Source organism: Rufibacter sp. XAAS-G3-1, from assembly GCF_013623775.1.
Classification (GTDB): Bacteria; Bacteroidota; Bacteroidia; order Cytophagales; family Hymenobacteraceae; genus Nibribacter.
The window spans coordinates 310,403-330,010 of the sequence record NZ_JABFAM010000006.1 but is presented as its reverse complement, the minus strand read 5'-3'; the positions used below and the strand labels follow the sequence as shown (position 1 = coordinate 330,010).

Here is a 19,608-nt window from a genome sequence, read left to right as displayed (position 1 = left end):
CCGCACGCATGGGAATTGAAATAAAGGATCTGACCAAACTGTACGGTACCCAGGCCGCCGTTGACCATGTCTCATTCTCGGTAAATACCGGCGAGATTGTGGGCTTTCTGGGCCCCAACGGCGCAGGCAAATCCACTACCATGAAAATTGCCACCTGTTACCTGCCGCCCAGCAGCGGAACGGTACTGGTGAACGGCCATGATGTGCTGGAAGAACCCAAAGAAGTGCGCCGCCAGGTAGGCTACCTGCCCGAGCATAACCCGCTGTACCTGGACATGTACGTGCGCGAGTACCTGCACTTCGTGGGAAAACTGCACGGTTTGGGCAGCAGCCACCTCAAAGCCCGTACCGAGGAGATGATCAACCTCTGCGGACTCACCCGGGAGCGCCACAAGAAAATTGGCGCTTTGTCCAAAGGCTATCGGCAGCGGGTGGGCTTGGCGCAGGCCTTGATTCATGACCCGCAGGTATTGATTCTGGATGAACCTACCACCGGCCTTGACCCCAACCAGATTGTAGAAATCAGGCAGTTGATTAAGCAGGTAGGGCAGGCCAAGACCGTTTTGTTCTCCACCCACATCATGCAGGAGGTAAGTGCGCTCTGTGACCGCGTGCTCATCATCAACCAAGGCAAACTGGTAGCCGACAGTCCGGTGGCCGAGCTCAAAAACATGGGCCGCCAGGAAACCCGCATCTTAGCCGAGTTTGAAGCCGAAGTTGATACGGCCCCTTTCTTAGCTTTACCGGGAGTAGAACGCGTAGAACCAGCCGGGCCCTTGAAGTACCGCGTCATCGCTACGGCCAAAACCGACCTTCGCTCGGCCATTTTCCGGCTGGCCGGGGAAAGAGGCTGGCCCTTGGTGGGTCTTCAGCAGGAAGAGAATTCCTTAGAGAAACTGTTTCAGGATCTGACCAAGGCAGGGAAGTAAGCACCACCTGTTTTCGGCTTGTTTTTGAGAAAACGTGCTGAAAAGCAGTGCTCCTACGTTGTTGGTTAAAACAATACTAGCCCATAAGTACCACTTAAAAAATCTTGATACTTGTGTCTTGATACCTGTATCCAAATCATATGTTCGCCATTCTTTCCAAAGAGTTTAATTCCTACCTCAATTCCCTCATTGGCTACATTGTCATGGGGGTGTTTCTGGTAGCCACGGGCCTGTTCATGTGGGTTTTCCCAGATAGCAGCGTGCTGGACTACGGCTACGCCGATTTACAGAGCGTGTTCATGCTGGCGCCCTGGCTGTTCCTGTTCCTGATTCCGGCCATTACCATGCGCGCCTTCGCCGAGGAGCGCAAAGGCGGTACCATGGAACTGCTCCTGACCAAACCCCTTTCAGATACCCAGTTACTGTTGGGTAAGTATTTTGCTTGTTTGCTGCTGGCCTTGTTCGCGCTGCTGCCCACGTTGCTGTATTATGTAAGCGTGTACCAACTGGGCGACCCGGTGGGGAACATTGACTCGGCAGCTGTGGCGGGTTCTTACCTGGGGCTGGTGTTTCTGGCGGCGGTGTTCGTGGCCATGGGCATTTTTGCTTCGTCCCTCACCGAGAACCAGATTGTGGCGTTCATTCTGGCGGTGTTCTTGTGTTACCTGGTGTACACTGGTTTTGACTTGCTGGCTTCCATTGATGCCTGGGGAACCATGTCGTACTACATTGCGCAGTTGGGCATTTCGTATCACTACAGCTCCATCAGCAAAGGGTTGATTGACTCTAGAGATGTGCTGTATTTTCTAAGTGTGATTACCATAATGTTATTGGGGACTAAACTGGTGTTAGAGAGCAGAAAATGGTAGAGCAGACAGCCCCCCAAACCCCAAACCCCAAAGTGGAAAGCCGCCGCGGGCAAGATTGGACGTTCTTTCTGGTGGCCGTTGGGCTGCTGCTGGTGCTGAACTTCGTAGCCAATCGGTACTTCTTCCGGATAGATTTAACCGAAGACCAACGCTATTCCATCTCTGACCAAACCAAAAACCTGCTCACCGACCTCAAAGAACCGGTGCAAGTGACCGTGTATCTGGAAGGGGAATTTCCGGCCGGTTTCCGGAGGCTCCAGAACAGCACCCGCGAGATGCTGGAGGAGTTCCGTCTGTACTCAGACGGCAACATCCAGTACCAGTTTGTAGACCCCAACACCAATACCAATGAGCAGGCCCGTAACCAGTTCTACACCCAATTGGCGCAGAAAGGCCTGCAGCCTACCAACCTGTTTGCGCAGGAAGGCGACAAGAAAGTAGAGAAAATTGTTTTTCCGGGGGCCTTGATCTCGGCGGGAAACAAAGAAACGGCGGCCATCTTACTGAAAGGCAGCCAAGCGGCTCCGCCCGAAGAGCGTTTGAACCAGTCCATTGAAGGGTTGGAATACGAGTTGGCCTCGGCCATCAGGAAAGTAGCCTCTGTGAGTGCCGGCAGAATAGGGGTGTTGCAGGGCCACGGCGAACTCTGGCTTCCGCAGGCCGCCGACTTTTTGGGCACGCTTTCGGAATATTACACCGTAAACCGCGTGAATCTTTCGCAGGTGCCTGATTTGAACAACTTCAACCTGGTGGTGCTCCTGAAACCCACCCAGCCCTTTTCTGAACTGGATAAATACAAACTAGATCAGTTTCTGATTAGGGGCGGCAAAATGCTGTTCATGCTGGACGGCGTACGCGCCTCACTGGACAGCGTGCGGGAAGAAGGGTTCCTGGCGTTTCCGTATGACCTGAACCTGCAGGATTTGCTTTTCAAGTACGGCGTGCGGGTGAACCCAGATTTGGTGCAGGATCTGAACGCCAGCTTCATTCCCATGGTGACGGGCTACATGGGCAACCAGCCCCAGACCCAACTGGTGCCTTGGCGCTATTATCCGCTCATCAGCAACTTCAGTAACCTGCCGCTCACCCGTAACCTGGATGCCGTGCAAACCCGGTTCGTCAGTTCACTAGACACCGTGAAAGCCGTGGGCATTAAAAAATCGCCGCTGCTCTGGACTTCCCAATACTCGCGCAAGCGCGATTCGCCGGTTTCTATTTCTTTGAACGACCCGCGGGTTGACCGTGACCCCAGGCTTTTCAGCCAGAATGCCATTCCGGTGGGGTATTTGCTGGAGGGGAAATTCCAGTCAGTGTTCAAGAACCGTCCCGTTCCGGCAGGGACAAGAATTCCGTTCCAGGCCGAAGGCAAAGCCTCCCAACTCGTTATTTTTTCTGACGGAGATTTAGCCGCCAATGACGTAGACCCGCGCTCGGGCCGGCCGCTGGAATTAGGGTTTGATCGTTTCTCGCGCTCGCGCTACGCAAACAAAGAACTCCTGAAAAACGTGGCCGATTTCCTGCTGGACGAGAAAGGCTTGATTGAACTCCGCGGAAAAGAAATCAAACTAAGACCACTGGACAAAGCAAAACTGCGCGAAGAAAGAACCAAGTGGCAAGCCATAAACCTGGGCATCCCGCTGGCCTTGCTGCTGCTCTTCGGGGTGGCTAAGTTTTGGCTCCGGAAACGGAAGTATGCCCGGTAAAACAGAAATTAAGCGCATTACGGCGGCGCAAACCTGGCCGGTGCGGCACCAGGTCATGTGGCCCGATCAGTCACTAGAGTTTGTTCAACTACCGGATGATGCGGTTGGGGTTCACTTCGGCACCTTTAAAGACGAACAACTGGTTTCCGTGATTTCTCTGTTCCAGGAAGATAACCGGGTACAGTTCAGGAAATTTGCCACGTTGCCTTCCTTTCAAGGGAGAGGCCTGGGCCGAAAACTTTTAAAGCATGTCTTCGCTTACGCCCGCACCCAAAACGACACCACCATTTGGTGCCACGCCCGAACCTCAGCCCTCGGGTTCTACCTGAGAGCCGGAATGCAGGTGCAAGGGGAGACGTTTGAAAAGAACGGGGTTGAGTACGTGCAGATGGAAAAGAACCTGTTTTTGAAAAAACAGCCCTAAAACGCTTCGTAGCCCCAACGTTAAAACCATCTAAGAGCTTGTTTAAATTTCAGGTTTGCTGGCGAAAATGGCCAGAGAAAGGTTCTGCGGAAGCGTTTTTTGAGCCGCGTGGCAGCGCTACGGGGCGAAAAAAAGGCGAACGCAGGTTCTTTTTATGGCCGTTTGTAGCGCAAAAATGAAATTTAAACATGCTCTAAAAAGGGGGAGTATTGGAAAAGTAATGATAAACCAAAACGTCACACTTGCCAGAGGCGAGCGAGTGAAATCGTTCCCTTTTTAGAACTATCCAAAAAGGGAGTCCCCGTTTTTGGATAGTTTTCATAAAACAACGCGAATTCAGAAATTGCGCGAGCAATACAGAATCACACAGAAGCATCTAACTAGCTAAGCTTAAGCACCTGTTCCGTCCTTGAGCCCCACCCTCCGGCCCGCATTCCGTCCCCCTTTTAAGGGGGTAGGGGGATGATTTCTCGTGCTAATCAGGCATTTTAGAGAATTATTTTTAATCTTTTTATAGTAGCTGGTTTCGGTTTTTCAAGCGCCCTACCCCCTCAAAGGGGGGACGGAATGCGGGCAAAAGAATAATGTTCAGGAGAAGCGGCGCGGGGAGACGGCACTTCTTCGGCTAAGTGAACTGCTCAATTCCCTGCTTTTAACCTGTTTTATGAAAAACAAGCCAAAAACAGGGGTTCCTTTTTGCTTTCTGCCTACGCCTGTGGGTTCCTGACCGAAGATTCGCGAACAATCAGGACGGGTTCCAGCACTATCTTTTTGGGTTCTTCCATTACTTCCCCTGCGTGGGAGCCTGCGGTTTTTTTGGCCATGGCTTCTAAGAACAGAGTAAACGCCTCTTCCCCCATGCGGGCGGGTTGCTGGTCAATGGTAGACAGGCTGGGCGTGACGTAAGGACTAAAGGGTTCATTCCCGAAACCGATGATGCCTATTTTTTCGGGCATTTTCACGCCAGCCTGCTTCAGGTACTGCAAGGCGCCCAGCGCGGTGATGTCTACCGCCGCAAAGATGGCATCCATGCCTTTGTTTCTGGCCAAAAGGCGTTCGGCGCTGTCCCTGCCAGATTCAATGGAGTTTCGGCCGTACTGGATCAGGTCATCGTCTACGGGCAGGTTGTTTGTTTTAAGCGCGTCTACATAGCCGCACAACCGGTCATTGAAGATTTTGATGTGCTGTGGCCCTGAGATATGGGCAATGCGGGTATAGCCCTGCTGGATCAAATGCTCGGTGGCCATGAAAGCCCCTTTGTAGTCATCCACCACTACAGATGGGGAGTTCAATTCATCTTTTATCCGGTCAAATAAGATAAGCGGCACTTTCCGCTTTTTCACGTCATAGAAATGATCCAGGTTGGGGGTGTCTTTGGCAATGGAGACTATGATCCCGTCCACACTGGTTTGCAGCAGGGTCTCTATCCCTTCTACCTCATACTCGCCGGTCTCGTGCGACTGGAACAAAAGGATGTTGTAGCCGTTGCTGCGGGCCAGTTTCTCAATGCCGTGCACCACCCCGCCAAAGAACCCGATGTCTGCACTAGGGATGACAATTCCAATAATGTTGGTTCTGCCAGACCTTAAAGAAGAAGCCAGGCGGTTCTGCCGGTAGTTCAGGTTCTGGGCCGCCGCTTTGATCAGTTCTTTGGTGGCGGCACTGATGGAAGGATGGTCGTTCAACGCTTTGGAAACCGTTGAAGGGCTTGTATTTAGTTCTTTAGCTATATCATGTATGGTAGTTCTACTCATAGGGGAACATCGATTTCTTAGTGAGTCAGAGAAGAATATTCCCTGTGACAATCTCTTGTAGGTACTATTGAAACAAATCTAATTAAACAAATCTTAAAAATAGGGCACTAACCGCTTGATTTTTTTTAAAATATCAAGTCCTGAGAATCTATTTTTGGCAAATCATTAAAAAAAACTTGTTATTTTGTTGTAACAAATCCTTTGAGATTCGGTTTTAAATTCATAAATCGCTAAGGAAATCGATTTCGTAACCGTTGATTTCTTTCATTTTTGTAATGAGCATCAGTGTTTTCAGCTGATTATTTGTTTCTCTTACTTCAAAAAAACCATCTTAATCCTTCATTTATGACAAACTTATTACCTGAGAATCAGCCAATATACCTAGGCTGGCATAGCTTTCGGCAACTAGGGAAAGTATCTTCCCTGCTGGTGCTGTTGGTAGCCATTCTGTTGGTAGGCGCTGGGCCAGCGGTTGCCCAGCAAAGAACCATTACTGGTACTGTGACCGGAGACGGAACTGCTCCGCTTATTGGAGTATCTGTGGTGCTGAAAGGTACCACTACCGCCACCGCTACTGACGTAAACGGACAGTTCTCTCTTCCGATTTCTGGCACTGCCGGTACCCTGGTGTTCTCTTACATTGGGTATGTGTCGCAGGAGATACCCGTAGGAACCCAGTCAACTTACAACGTAAACCTTTTGACCGATGCCAGAGCCCTGGATGAGGTAGTGGTGATTGGGTATGGTACCCAGAACAGAGAAGATCTTTCAGGGGCGGTAGCCACGGTGGGTTCTGAAGATTTTCAGCAGGGGAACGTGACCACGCCTGAACAGCTTATCATGGGTAAGGTCGCCGGGGTGCAGATTACCTCCAGTGGTGGGCAGCCAGGTTCGGGCAGTACCATCCGCATCCGGGGTGGGGCTTCCTTGAACGCTAGCAATGATCCGTTATTCGTAGTGGATGGAGTGCCTCTCACCGGGTATAATATTTCTGGGGCTTCAAACCCTTTGAGCTTAATCAACCCGAATGATATTGAATCCATGACCATCTTGAAAGATGCTTCCGCTACGGCTATTTATGGTTCCCGGGCATCTAATGGGGTGGTGCTGATTACCACCAAGAAAGGACAGAGCGGTAAACCAACCGTTAACTTCAATACCCAATACATTGTTTCTACTGTCACCAAGAAAGTAGATGTGCTGGGAGCAGATGAGTTCCGGGCCTATGTAAACGAGAATGGCACCCCCGCCCAAAAGACCCTTCTGGGAACAGCCAATACCGATTGGCAAGATGAGGTTTACCAAACAGCCACTGGAACAGACAATAACCTAAGCCTTTCCGGGGCTTACAAGAACATGCCTTATCGCGTCTCTGTGGGCTATTTGAACCAAGATGGCGTTCTGCGGACAGATGAATTTGAACGTAAATCGGCCGCTGTTAGCCTGACTCCGCGCCTTTTAGATGACCATCTCAAAATTGACTTGAATGTAAAGGGTTCCATTACCAATACCCGGTTTGCTAACCAAGGGGCCATTGGCGCAGCGGTGGCTTTTGACCCCACCCAACCTGTACGGACAGAAAGCCAGTTTGGGGATTATTTTGAATGGGTTTCCAGGGATGACAAGGGGAACATCCTCTTAAACCCGAATGCCTCAAGAAACCCGGTGGCTTTGCTGGAACAAAGAAATGACAGAAGCGAAGTGCAGAGAAGTTTTGGTAATGCCCAGCTTGATTACAGTTTCCATTTCTTACCTGAACTACACGCCAATCTAAACCTGGGGTATGATATAGCCAAAGGGAAGGGAACCGTATTTGTGCCGGCTGAGGCTGCGCAAAGCTATTCCACGGCTGGTACAAACAACTATTACCTCCAGCGGGTAAATAATAAAGTCCTGGAGTTTTATTTGAACTACACCAAAGACCTGACCGGGATTAAAAGTAATGTGAATGCCACGGCTGGTTATGGGTATTACAACAACCAGACTAAAAACTACAACTATCCTAACTTCAGTGCCGCCGGCGATATCATAGAAGGAAGTACGCCTGTGTTTCCGTTCGACATTCCTGAAAACACCTTGATATCCTACTATGGTCGTTTGATTTACACCTTCAGGGATAAATATACTTTCACTGGTACCGTACGGACGGACGGATCATCGCGGTTCTCGCCCGATGGCAGATGGGGGGTGTTCCCATCTGCTTCTTTGGCCTGGAGAATTAGCGAAGAGCCGTTCTTGAGAACAGTAACCGCCCTGAATGATTTGAAACTCAGAGTGAGTTATGGGGTTACGGGCCAGCAGGAGATTGGGAATAACTATGCCTACCTACCTGTATATGGCTTGAGTACAGAGTCGGCTCAGTACCAACTAGGGAACAACTACTATTATATGTACACCCCTGCGGCGTATGATGCCAACATCAAATGGGAGCAAACCGCTACTTCTAACATTGGTTTAGATTACGGTTTCTTCAACAACCGGATTAATGGATCTATAGATGTTTATTATAAGCAGACGGAAGATCTGCTGAACATTGTGAATATTCCGGTAGGCTCAAACTTCAGTAATAAGATTTTTACCAACGTAGGTAATTTAATAAACAAAGGTTTAGAGTTCAGCATCAATGCGGTTCCGGTGCAAAAGGAAAACCTGAATTGGAGCATTGGCTTAAACCTAACGGCGAACAGAAGTGAAATCACCAAGTTAACTGCCGCTGAAGACCTTGCTTACCTTGGTGACCCGGTGGGCGGAATCTCCGGTGCAACCGGTCAGAACATCCAGATTAACACCGTTGGGTACAGACCTTATTCCTTCTTCGTGTACAAACAGGTATATAATGAAAATGGCACCCCGTTAGAAGGCGTATATGCAGATTTGAATGATGATGGAATCATCAATCAAAATGACATGTACCGGTATAAGGCGGCGGCTCCTCAGGTTACCTTGGGCTTCAATACGCAGGTGGACTATAAAAAATGGAACCTAAGCACCATTATGCGGGCTTATCTGGGGAACTACATGTACAACAACATCTCTGCTAACCTGGGGGTTGCCCGTAACATCCTCAACCCTTCAGGTTTCCTTGGTAACAGCAGCACCAGCTTCTACAACAGCAACTTCGTGAATAATCAGTACCAATCTGACTATTACATTGAAAATGCTTCTTTCCTGCGCATGGACAACCTGACCTTGGGGTACAATGCCGGTAAAGTGTTCAATACCGCTAATCTAAGGCTAAGCCTTACTTGCCAGAACGTGTTCACCGTGACCAAATACACCGGGGTAGATCCAGAGATCAGCAGTGGTATTGACAACAACTTTTACCTGAGACCCAGAACCTTTGTAGTGGGCTTAAATCTTGGTTTCTAATCCATCATCAAACTTGACAAAGAAATGAGAACATTTTTTATAAAAGCAACAGGTATATCAGCCATTGTGCTAGGCTGTCTTACATCTTGCCATGAAGATCTGGATTTAACTCCAACCAATGCCACTACCTCCGCCATTGTATATGGCACCCCTGAAGGATATAAACAAGTATTGGCCAAAGTGTACGGTGCCTATGCCTTATCTGGCAGCGGTGGGGCCAGTACCTCAGACTTGGCCGGTATTGACGTGGGTACTTCAGATTTTCTGCGGCTATTCTGGAATTTGCAGGAACTAACCACCGATGAGGCGCACGTAACCTGGAACGACCCGGGTCTCCAGGATTTTCACAACATGAACTGGACTGCCAGTAATGTCATAGTAACAGGATTATACAACCGTATTTTCTTTCAGATTACCATGGCTAATGAGTTCATCAGAGAATCTTCTGACGCTAAACTAGGTGAAAGAGGTATTTCAGGAGCAGACGCAGACCTTATCCGGAAATACCAGGCGGAGGCGCGCTTTTTAAGGGCCTTTCAATATTGGGTAGCAATGGATATGTTTGGCAACCCGCCCTTCGTAACCGAAAACGACCCTATCGGGAAATACTTTCCGCCGCAGATTTCCCGGGCTGAATTATTCAAATACATAGAGACTGAATTATTGGCTATAGAGCCCTTAATGGCGGCGCCGCGTCAGAATGAATACGGCCGGGCCGATCAGGCGGCGGTTCAGGCTTTGCTGGCGCGTTTGTACCTGAATGCTGAGGTGTATACGGGCACCGCCCGGTATACTGACGCCATTACCTATGCCAACAAGGTTATAACTTCTGGCTATACCCTTGACAGCAATTACAGAGATTTGTTTCTGGCCGATAACAATGTTGATAATAGCGAAACAATTCTGGCCATTAACTATGACGGCATAAAAACCCAGAATTTTGGCGGGACTACTTTTTTGATAAATGCCGCGATAAATGCCGCCATGAATCCTGCCGCATTTGGCGTTCCTAATGGCGGCTGGGGTGGTGTTCGTGGTACCAAGAACTTGCCCTTATCTTTCACAGACTATAGTGGCAATACAGACAAGCGGGCCATGTTCTTCATTGATAAACTGGAAATGGATGATCCGTCTGCATTTGCAGAGGGGCCAAAAGTCACCAAGTTCAGAAATGTTACCTCTAGTGGAGTACCTGCTCCGTCTGCCAACGGAACCTTCACTTCCACTGACTTCCCTTTGTTCCGCTTAGCGGAAATGTACCTGGTGTATGCTGAAGCCGTGCTACGTGGCGGTACCGGAGGAAACTTGACTACCGCGATTGGGTATGTGAATGCCTTGCGTACCCGGGCTTATGGGAATACATCTGGTAACGTCACTAACATTACCACAGACTTTATTTTGGATGAAAGAGCCCGTGAGTTGTACTGGGAGGGATTCCGTCGCACAGACCTGATCCGTTATAGAAGGTTTACTACTGACGCCTACCTGTGGCCATGGAAAGGTGGGGTAAAAGCTGGAAGAGGTGTTAGCGAAGACTATAGATTGTTCCCTATCCCGGCTTCTGATATCAACGCCAATATGAATCTGAAACAAAACCCAGGGTACTAATCTATTTCCTGAACTTTTAAAGTAGAAAAAAATGAAAACATCTTTAATAAGCAATATAGGCCTGCTTGGTCTGCTGCTTTTCTTTTTTTCCTCTTGTGAGAAAGAAGAAGAAAGAATCATAGCCAATACTGATGGAACAGGTGCTGCCTTTACGGCTTCAGCCACTACATTGACTTTGCAGAAAGAAAATGAAGCAGACCAGGCCATCACTTTCACCTGGACAGAAGCAGATTTTGGCTTTGATGCAGCTACCACCAATACAATCCAATTGGCACCTGCCGGAAGTAATTTCGACAACCCTAAAGAGGTAGTCATAGGGGGTGGTATTTCAAGCAGAAGCTATACCGTATTGGAGTTTAATGCTCTGTTACTGTCCATGAGCTTGCCTACTGGTATTAATTCCACAGTAGAAGCTCGGGTAAAATCACAAATTGCAGGTTCTGATGCCATTGCACCGGTGTATTCAAATGTAGTGAGCATGACGGTTAACCCTTACACGTTAATTTCATTTGTGTATGTGCCTGGGGGATATCAGTCTACTGATCCAACTCAAGATTGGAAGCCTGAGACTGCTGATAGTTTGATTTCGCCTACCAGCAATGGAATCTATTCTGGGGTTATCAACTTCCCTACTACTGTGGGTGATGATGCATTAGAGTTTAAGATTACACCGGCCAAGAACTGGACTGTTGCTTACGGCGATGCCGGAAACGGTAAAGTAAGTACATCGGCCCCTGACAATTTATCCGTGCCTGGTGTTGGTATGTATCGTTTAACTATAAATCTGAACGAGAACACGTTTACCGCCGCTAAATATAGCTGGGGCATCATTGGGGATGCTACTGCCGGGGGCTGGGATGCAGCAGATACTGATATGACCTACAACAATGGCACGCAAACCTGGTCGCTCACCACAGACCTGAAAGCGGGAGGCCTCAAGTTCCGTTTGAACGATGCTTGGGATACCAACTACGGAGGGGCAAATGGTACCTTAAACCAGAGTGACAATAATAATATACAAGTGCCTGCTGCGGGTACCTACAGAATTACCTTCAGCTTAGCGGACAATGCCTACACGCTCACAAAGCTATAGGTGAGTAGGTAATCTAACATAAGGCCAAGGAGGCTATCTCAAGTTACAGGTGAGATAGCCTCCTTGATTTTTTAATCCAAGGCATGGCCTACCTGTTTCTACTGCTTCTGCCATTACGCAGTGATCCCTGTAGAACAACTTATGAACCATTTGGTTCTAGGCCAAGAAGGTGAATACCTCACTACACCATTGCTACCCTTGTAAATGGATGGGTTTATAGGAAAACCCCTTTTCTAGGTATCCGGCTGTTGTCAAAACGATGCTGATACCTTTTTGTAACTAACATCAATTGCTGAAATAACATGAGTAAATTTCTTTTAATAGCATGTGTTTTGCTTTCATTTCTAAGTATTTCCAATGCCCAGGATCTGAAATCCCCCAACGGGAAGCTCACCATGAGGTTCTCCCTTCAGGGTGACGGCTCTCCCACCTACAGCCTAACCTACAAAGGCAAGCCGGTCATCAAACAGAGCAAGCTGGGTTTCGTGCTGAAGACCAAAGCCGCCGATGCCGCCTCGGGCGGATCTGACGCCAACATGGAGCAGAAGGCCGTGAACCTCCAGGGTTCCCTGCACAGCAACTTCACGGTAACAGATACCAAGACCGCATCCTTCAACGAGACCTGGAGCCCGGTGTGGGGCGAGGTGAAGACCATCCGCAACCACTACAACGAGCTGGCGGTGACGCTCAGCCAGCAAGGCACCGGCCGCCAGATGCTGGTGCGCTTCCGCCTGTTCGATGACGGCCTGGGGTTCCGCTACGAGTTCCCCACCCAGAAAAGCCTGGCTTACTTCGTGATCAAGGACGAGAAGACGCAGTTCGCCATGGCCGGTGACCATACCGCCTACTGGATCGCGGGCGACTATGACACGCAGGAGTACGACTACACCGCCTCCAAGCTGTCCGAGATCAGGGGCATCATGGCCAAGGCGGTGACGGCCAACATCTCCCAGACCCCTTTCTCGCCCACCGGCGTGCAGACCTCTCTGATGATGAAATCCGCCGACGGCCTGTACATCAACCTGCACGAGGCCGCCCTGGTCGACTACCCGGCCATGCACCTCAACCTGGATGACAAAAACATGGTGTTTGAGTCCTGGCTCACGCCCGACGCCGTGGGCGACAAAGGCTACATGCAGGCCCCCCGCGGCACTCCGTGGCGCACGGTGATCGTGAGCGACGATGCCCGCGATATCCTGGCCTCCAAGATGACCTACAACCTCAATGAGCCCAGCAAGATCAAAGACACCTCCTGGATCAAACCCGTGAAGTACGTGGGGGTCTGGTGGGAGATGATCACCGGGAAAAGCAACTGGTCTTACACCAACGACTATCCCTCGGTACAGTTAGGTATTACTGATTACACCAAAGCCAGGCCGCACGGCAAACACGGCGCCAACACCGCCAACGTGAAGCGCTACATTGACTTCGCGGCCGAGCACGGCTTTGACGGGGTGCTGGTGGAGGGCTGGAACATTGGCTGGGAAGACTGGTTCGGGAACTCCAAAGACTACGTGTTCGATTTCGTGACGCCTTACCCAGATTTTGACGTGCAGGGCGTAAGGGAGTACGCCAAGGCCAGGGGCGTGAAGATGATCATGCACCATGAGACCTCCTCCTCGGTGCGCAACTACGAGCGCCATCTGGACAAGGCGTACCGGTTCATGAAAGACAACGGCTACGATGCCGTGAAAAGCGGCTACGTGGGCGACATCCTGCCAAGGGGCGAGAACCACTACAGCCAATGGATCGTGAACCATTACCAGCACGCCCTGGAGAGAGCCGCCGAGTACCAGATCATGGTCAACGCCCACGAGGCGGTGCGCCCAACCGGTACCGCCCGCACCTGGCCCAACCTGATCGGGAACGAGTCCGCCCGCGGGACGGAGTACCAGTCGTTCGGGGGCTCCAAGCCGAACCACGTGGCGGTGCTCCCTTTCACCCGTTTGATAGGAGGGCCGATGGACTATACGCCGGGCATCTTCGAGATGGATCTGAGCAAGCTGAACCCGGACAACAAATCGCACGTGAACAGCACCCTGGCCAACCAACTGGCCCTGTACCTGACCATGTACAGCCCGCTGCAGATGGCCGCCGACCTGCCCGAGAACTACGTCCGTTTCCCGGACGCGTTCCAGTTCATCAAAGACGTGGCCCTTGACTGGGATGACAGCCGCTACCTGGAGGCCGAGCCGGGCGAATACGTGACGGTGGCCCGCAAGGCCAAAGGCACGGGCCAGTGGTTCCTGGGCAGCGTGGGCGGAAATGATGCCCGCACCTCCAGCGTCAGGTTCGATTTCCTGGACAAGGGCAAAACCTACATCGCCACCATCTACGCAGATGCGAAGGACGCCCACTACAGGACCAACCCGCAGGCCTACCACATCCGCAAAGTGGCGGTGAACAGCAAATCAAGGCTGTCGCAGCACGTGGCACCCGGCGGTGGGTACGCCATCAGCTTTGAAGAGGCGGCTAAAAACCAAACCAAAGGGCTGCAGCGGCTCTAAGCGGTTCGTTTCTGTTTTCCGCCTGCTTTTCAGAAATCAGGCGGAAAACAGAAACGAACCCCGTTTTCGGGCTGTTTTTCTAAAAACAGGCTGAAAACAGCAGTAAAACAAATCTTGATTCCTTAATGAAAGCTACTCCGTGGCAGGAGCAGGATGGAAAGTGGGGGTGCTATCCTTCTCAGCCTTGCCCTGGAGTAGCTTCCAACCCAACCTAAATTCCTTACATGAAAAAGCCTACCTTAGCACACCTTGCCCTTTCGTTGTTGATTTCCCTCGGCACCTTGGGCGCTCCAGAAGCGCTACAGGCGCAGGAGAAGAAAGTAAGCCAATGGCCCCGGGGCATCACCTATGAAATCTTCGTGCAGTCCTTCGCTGATTCTAACGGCGACGGCATTGGCGACATCAAAGGCATGACCTCCAAGCTGGACTACCTGAAGAACCTGGGCGTGGGAGCGGTCTGGCTGATGCCCATCAACCCCTCGCCGTCTTACCACAAATACGACGTGACCGACTATTACGGCATTCACCCGGACTACGGCACCATGGCAGACTTCAGGGAGTTTATCAACCAGGCCCACCAACGCAACATCAAAGTGGTGATGGACATGGTACTGAACCATTCCTCCAGCCAGCACCCTTGGTTTAAGGATGCCGTCAAGAACGAGAACAGTCCGTACCGCGACTATTACGTCTGGACACATAAAAACGACCCGCAGACCCAGAAGGAGGGCAGGCCCACCGGAGCAGATTCTGACAACACCCGGCACTGGCACAAAGTGGAGGGCAGCGATTACCTCTACTACGGCTACTTCTATGACGGCATGCCCGACCTGAACTTCGACAGCCCCAAACTGCGCGAGGAGGTCTTTAAGATTGGCCGCTTCTGGTTCTCAGAGATAGGCGTAGACGGGTTCCGGCTAGACGCCGCCCGCCACATTTTTCCCGACGAACGGCCTTTCGATAACCACCAATGGTGGGTGTATTTCCGGAGCGAAATGCTGAAAGCGAACAAAGACGTGTACCTGGTAGGAGAGGTGTGGGCCCCCGCCGATATAGTGGCCCCGTACCTGAAAGGCCTGCCTGCCTTGTTCAACTTTGAGATGAGCTGGGTGATCCCCCAAGCGGTGACCGAAGGCCGGGGAGATTCGCTGGCCATCAAACATGCCAAGATCACCAACTTCTACCAGTCCGTGAACCCAGATTTCATAGACGCCACCATCCTGAGCAACCACGACCAGAACCGCATCATGAGTACGCTCAACAATGACGTGAACAAAGCCAAGATGGCCGCCTCGTTGTTGCTTACCTTGCCGGGTTCTCCTTATCTGTACTACGGCGAAGAAATAGGCATGACGGGTAAAAAGCCCGATGAGCAAATTAGAGAACCGTTCCTGTGGGATTCCAAAGCCAAAGACAAAAATCGCACTACCTGGCTAAAACCCGTTTACACCACCGAGGCCACCGTTGCGCCGCTAGCCGCCCAGCAGAAGGACAAGAACTCTATCTACACGCATTACAAGACGATGATCAGCCTGCGGAACCAAAGCAAGGCCCTGACCTACGGAAAGCTTGAACCGGTTGCCTTTGAGAACAAAGCGGTAAGCGCCTTTACTCGGGTGCACGAAGATGAATCCTTGCTGGTGCTGCACAATCTCTCTGGTACAGACATCACGGTGCGTCTGCCAGAGAATCTAAACGGTTACGATAAACTGTTCTTCAAAACCAAGCAGGCTAAACTGAATAAAGCCTCACTCACGCTTCCTGCCTACAGTACTGCGGTTCTAAAGAAGTGATTGCCTCAAGTCTGTTTACGTTTTAAGGCATTTTTCCTGAAAACAGGCCCAAAACAGAAGAAGCCCGAGGCACTGCCTCGGGCTTCTTCATTCATAAAATGAAACTGAAATCAAACAGTTTTCTCATCCACATCTTTCACCATCAGGGTCAGGAAACCAGCGAAAATCATGGAGCAACCGCCCACCACCAACACGTAGATAGATTCGCCGTGGAAGATGTTCTTGTTGATGAAATCCAGCAGGGAACCGGCCACAATCTGTGGAATCACGATGAAGAAGTTGAAGACGCCCATGTAGTACCCCATGCGCTTGGCGGGCAAAGAACCAGCTAAAATCGCGTACGGCATGGTAAGGATACTCGCCCAGGCAATGCCTACGCCCACCATGGAAACTAACAGCAGGGTAGGGTTAGAGATAAAGTAAATGGAGATCAATCCTATCCCGCCAATCACCAAACAGAGCAGATGCGTCATCTTACGGCTGGTTTTCTGGGCGATGACGGGTAACACGAAGGCAAAGATGGCCGAGATGCCGTTGTACACCGCGAAACAGATGCCTACCCAGTCGGCTCCTTCGTTGTAGAGTTTGGAGGTGGTGTCAGAGGCGCCGTACACGTGGCTGGTGACGGCGGGCGTGGTGAAAATCCACATCGCGAACAGCGCAAACCACGTAAAGAACTGCACCAAAGCCAACTGCAGCATGGTCTTGGGCATCCTGAAAATCCCGAAGAAGGTTTCAGAAACACCTTGCCAAAAGGTAGTCTCATTGTTCTCCCGGTGGAATTCCTCCAGGTCTTCGGGCGGATATTCCTTTGTTTTCACCACCGTCCAGAGCACCGCCAAAAAGAACACCACGCCGCCGCTGTAAAACGCCCACTTCACCGAGGGCGGAATTTCGCCCGCCGGGGCGGTGTTGGGCAGCCCTATCCAGTTATTGAAAATCCAGGGCAGGGAAGAGGCCACCACCGCGCCTATCCCGATAAAGAACGTCTGGGTGGCAAACCCTCTCGTCCGCTGCTCAGAGGGAAGCAGATCGCCCACCAGCGCCCGGAACGGTTCCATGGAGATGTTGATAGAGGAATCCAGAATCCAGAGCATCCCCACCGCCATCCAAAGCACCGACGAATTTGGCATTGCAAACAGCGACAGCGAAGCCAGCAAAGCCCCCACCATGAAGAAGGGCTTGCGTCGCCCGAAAACCGGACTCCAGGTACGATCACTCAGGTACCCGATGATGGGCTGCACCAACAGTCCCGTCACGGGGGCCGCCAGCCAGTAAAGAGCGATTTCGGTACCGCCCAAGGTCTCAAAGATGCGGCTCACGTTCGCGTTCTGCAACGCGAACCCGAATTGAATGCCCATAAACCCGAAACTCATGTTCCAGATTTGCCAGAAACTCAGACGAGGTTTGGCTTGCGCCGAGATTGTTTGTGCCATGGGCAAAGAGATATTTAAAAGGTTTGTTTGTCTGTTAGGTTCATCCCGTTTCTGCTATATTTTCAGAAAATCAGGTCAGAAAGGCTAGTGATGAAAAGTAGACCGGTGAGGTCTTAAAATGCTTCTTTTATTTCTTCTGCAATAAAAACACGTGCGCACTCAGTGGCGCCAACGTAATGCTGGTTTTCACAGATGGCTGAAAGAACAGCGGTGGGGTGTTGGTGAGCAGATCCTGTAAAATGAAGGATCCTTTGTTATCCAAATTCATGGCGGCTAAAGCCGATGGCGGTAAAGCCAATGCGTAGTTAGCCGCTTCCCGGTTAAAGTTCACCAAAACCAGAACCTGCTCCTGGGCCGTGTGGCGCAGATACGCGTACACGCCCGCCGGGGCGGCATTCTGTGCTGCGGTAAGCGCATAGAACTTTCCTTTCCGGATGGCTTCGCGGCTGGTGCTGAGGTTGAGCAATTTGGAGTAGAACTCACGCAGTTGCTGTTGAGCATGGGTGAGTTTGCCGCCGTCAAATTTGCCGCCGTTCATCCAGGCCTGGTGCGCGGGTACGCCCCAATAGTCAAAGATGGTGGTGCGGCCGTCTTCGCCCTGGAAACCTTCATGGCCTTTGCCGGGCTCGCCCACTTCCTGCCCAAAATACACCATTACCGGGCCACTGCCCAAGGTAGCGCTTAGCGTCATGGCCGGAATACCCGCCAAGGGAGTGCCCGCAAATTCAGCAGAGGCAATGCGTTGCTCGTCATGGTTTTCCAGGAAACGGAGCATGTGGCTGGAGATGCCGCGGCTTTCCTCGCGCCACGCGCTGGTGATCTCCTGGGTATTGCCTTTGCCGCGGTTTTCCATCAATCGGCGTACGCCGTCATACAAGCCCACCTTGTCATAGAGGTAATCAAACTTCCCGTTCTGGAGGTAGTTGCGGTACTCTTTGGGGTTGTAGATCTCAGCGATGAATTTGAGGTCTGGGTGCTGGGCTTTCACCTGCGGAATAACCCAGGCCCAGAATTCCACCGGCACCATCTCGGCCATGTCACAGCGGAATCCATCGGCCCCTTTGCCCGCCCAGTAGAGCAGGATGTCGCGCATCTTGTGCCAGGTATCGGGGATGGGGGCGAAGTGCTTGGTGCGGTTGTTCTGGATGTCTACCCCGTAGTTCAGTTTCACGGTCTCAAACCAATCGTCTACGCTGGGCGAGGCGCTGAACACGTCGTTGCCAGATGCTTTGGCGGGGTTTTCAGAAAACCGGCCGTTTTCCTGCGGGCCTTTCAACGCGGCTCCCAAAGGATTGTTGGCGGCGGGAACCTGCAGTTCCTGGCCCGGCAGGTAATAGAAGTTATTGTTGGGTTTGAAGGCAACCGTGTGGTCATCCTTCGCCCCGAAGTCTTCCACGCCCGCTGGTTTGGCATCTGAACTGTACTTGCGGGCTACGTGGTTGGGCACGAAATCGACAATGACTTTCAGGCCGTTAGCATGGGTGCGTTGCACCAGCGCCTCAAACTCCGCCATCCGCTTGCGCACGTCTACCGCCAGGTCTGGGTTCACGTCATAGTAATCTTTGATGGCGTACGGCGAGCCGGCGCGGCCTTTCACCACGTCGGCATCGTCCAGCGGAATCCCGAATTTAGTGTAGTTGGTCATGGTGGCGTGTTCCAGCACGCCAGTGTACCACACGTGCGTGGCCCCCAGCTTCTTGATTTCCCGTAGGGCTTGGTGGGTGATGTCATGGAACTTGCCCACGCCGTTTTCCTGGAGGGTGCCGTAAGTTTTGTTCAGCGTTTTCTGGTTCCCGAACAGGCGCGTCATCATCTGGTAAATGACCAGCTTGTGATCCTGCACTTCTTCCCCGGTGGTGTTGGGGTCAGTGGTTTGCCCAGGTTGCGTCATGGCGGTTTCTGATGTGTTAGAGTCTGAACTACTATTGCCCGTGGGCGCGGTGGAGGTACAGCCCGCCTCCAGCGCTGCCAGCAGCACCAGAGACAGAAGCGGACGTTGGGCCTTGGTTTTTCTCATGTGGTTTTATCGTAACTGGTAGCGCGTAGCAAGTTTCCCTTTGGCGCGAGTCTCCAGACTCGTGACCTGGGATGTTGGGAGTCTCCAGACACCCTTTTCACATATT

Annotated in this window: 12 protein-coding genes; 9 read left to right on the top strand and 3 right to left on the bottom strand. The window is 51.4% G+C overall.

What is annotated here, in order from left to right:
* Positions 1–8: 8 nt before the first annotated feature.
* The 4 genes from gldA to HHO50_RS08055 all read left to right on the top strand — a co-directional run bounded on the left by gldA (position 9) and on the right by HHO50_RS08055 (position 3,925).
* The gene (gene gldA, locus HHO50_RS08070) at positions 9–929 is read left to right on the top strand and encodes a gliding motility-associated ABC transporter ATP-binding subunit GldA (protein ID WP_181305492.1); all 921 of its coding nucleotides are present in this window, start codon (positions 9–11) and stop codon (positions 927–929) included.
* A 140-nt stretch (positions 930–1,069) separates the two neighbouring features.
* Positions 1,070–1,798 (top strand): gliding motility-associated ABC transporter permease subunit GldF, encoded by a 729-nt coding sequence (gene gldF, locus HHO50_RS08065; protein WP_181305491.1) that lies wholly within the window; start codon positions 1,070–1,072, stop codon positions 1,796–1,798.
* Complete coding sequence (gene gldG / locus HHO50_RS08060) at positions 1,792–3,501, top strand: gliding motility-associated ABC transporter substrate-binding protein GldG (RefSeq protein WP_181305490.1); 1,710 nt, start codon at positions 1,792–1,794, stop codon at positions 3,499–3,501. The genes gldF and gldG overlap by 7 nt, the downstream gene beginning before the upstream one ends.
* A complete protein-coding gene (locus HHO50_RS08055) occupies positions 3,491–3,925 on the top strand; it encodes a GNAT family N-acetyltransferase (protein ID WP_181305489.1) in 435 nt (144 codons plus the stop codon). Before gldG ends, HHO50_RS08055 begins: the two co-directional genes overlap by 11 nt.
* 707 nt (positions 3,926–4,632) lie before the next feature.
* On the opposite strand, the gene HHO50_RS08050 is transcribed toward HHO50_RS08055, so the two are convergent.
* On the bottom strand, positions 4,633–5,679 hold the full coding sequence (locus tag HHO50_RS08050) for a LacI family DNA-binding transcriptional regulator (protein ID WP_181305488.1): 1,047 nt from the start codon (positions 5,677–5,679) through the stop codon (positions 4,633–4,635).
* 345 nt (positions 5,680–6,024) lie between these two features.
* Between HHO50_RS08050 and HHO50_RS08045 the strand changes: the two genes are divergently transcribed.
* The 5 genes from HHO50_RS08045 (at position 6,025) to HHO50_RS08025 (ending at position 16,049) form a co-directional block, all read left to right on the top strand.
* Complete coding sequence (locus HHO50_RS08045; protein WP_181305487.1) at positions 6,025–9,048, top strand: TonB-dependent receptor; 3,024 nt, start codon at positions 6,025–6,027, stop codon at positions 9,046–9,048.
* A 24-nt stretch (positions 9,049–9,072) separates the two neighbouring features.
* The gene (locus tag HHO50_RS08040) at positions 9,073–10,656 is read left to right on the top strand and encodes a RagB/SusD family nutrient uptake outer membrane protein (RefSeq protein ID WP_181305486.1); all 1,584 of its coding nucleotides are present in this window, start codon (positions 9,073–9,075) and stop codon (positions 10,654–10,656) included.
* Between the two features lie 31 nt (positions 10,657–10,687).
* A complete protein-coding gene (locus tag HHO50_RS08035) occupies positions 10,688–11,749 on the top strand; it encodes a SusE domain-containing protein (RefSeq protein WP_181305485.1) in 1,062 nt (353 codons plus the stop codon).
* A 302-nt stretch (positions 11,750–12,051) separates the two neighbouring features.
* The gene (locus tag HHO50_RS08030; RefSeq protein WP_181305484.1) at positions 12,052–14,256 is read left to right on the top strand and encodes a glycoside hydrolase family 97 protein; all 2,205 of its coding nucleotides are present in this window, start codon (positions 12,052–12,054) and stop codon (positions 14,254–14,256) included.
* A gap of 224 nt (positions 14,257–14,480) precedes the next feature.
* The gene (locus tag HHO50_RS08025; protein WP_181305483.1) at positions 14,481–16,049 is read left to right on the top strand and encodes an alpha-amylase family glycosyl hydrolase; all 1,569 of its coding nucleotides are present in this window, start codon (positions 14,481–14,483) and stop codon (positions 16,047–16,049) included.
* Between the two features lie 110 nt (positions 16,050–16,159).
* Here HHO50_RS08025 and HHO50_RS08020 read toward each other — a convergent pair whose 3' ends face one another.
* A complete protein-coding gene (locus HHO50_RS08020) occupies positions 16,160–17,485 on the bottom strand; it encodes an MFS transporter (RefSeq protein WP_255478651.1) in 1,326 nt (441 codons plus the stop codon).
* A 127-nt stretch (positions 17,486–17,612) separates the two neighbouring features.
* Entirely contained in the window at positions 17,613–19,376 is a 1,764-nt protein-coding gene (locus tag HHO50_RS08015; RefSeq protein WP_181305606.1) for an alpha-amylase family glycosyl hydrolase, read from the bottom strand.
* Positions 19,377–19,608: the final 232 nt, after the last annotated feature.

Coding starts and splice junctions, on each gene's coding strand:
- HHO50_RS08025 (WP_181305483.1), top strand. CDS start 14,481: ATGAAAAAGCCTACCTTAGCACACCTTGCCCTTTCGTTGTTGATTTCC.
- HHO50_RS08055 (WP_181305489.1), top strand. CDS start 3,491: ATGCCCGGTAAAACAGAAATTAAGCGCATTACGGCGGCGCAAACCTGG.
- HHO50_RS08035 (WP_181305485.1), top strand. CDS start 10,688: ATGAAAACATCTTTAATAAGCAATATAGGCCTGCTTGGTCTGCTGCTT.
- gldG (WP_181305490.1), top strand. CDS start 1,792: ATGGTAGAGCAGACAGCCCCCCAAACCCCAAACCCCAAAGTGGAAAGC.
- gldF (WP_181305491.1), top strand. CDS start 1,070: ATGTTCGCCATTCTTTCCAAAGAGTTTAATTCCTACCTCAATTCCCTC.
- HHO50_RS08020 (WP_255478651.1), bottom strand. CDS start 17,485: ATGGCACAAACAATCTCGGCGCAAGCCAAACCTCGTCTGAGTTTCTGG.
- HHO50_RS08045 (WP_181305487.1), top strand. CDS start 6,025: ATGACAAACTTATTACCTGAGAATCAGCCAATATACCTAGGCTGGCAT.
- HHO50_RS08015 (WP_181305606.1), bottom strand. CDS start 19,376: ATGACGCAACCTGGGCAAACCACTGACCCCAACACCACCGGGGAAGAA.
- HHO50_RS08050 (WP_181305488.1), bottom strand. CDS start 5,679: ATGAGTAGAACTACCATACATGATATAGCTAAAGAACTAAATACAAGC.
- HHO50_RS08040 (WP_181305486.1), top strand. CDS start 9,073: ATGAGAACATTTTTTATAAAAGCAACAGGTATATCAGCCATTGTGCTA.
- HHO50_RS08030 (WP_181305484.1), top strand. CDS start 12,052: ATGAGTAAATTTCTTTTAATAGCATGTGTTTTGCTTTCATTTCTAAGT.
- gldA (WP_181305492.1), top strand. CDS start 9: ATGGGAATTGAAATAAAGGATCTGACCAAACTGTACGGTACCCAGGCC.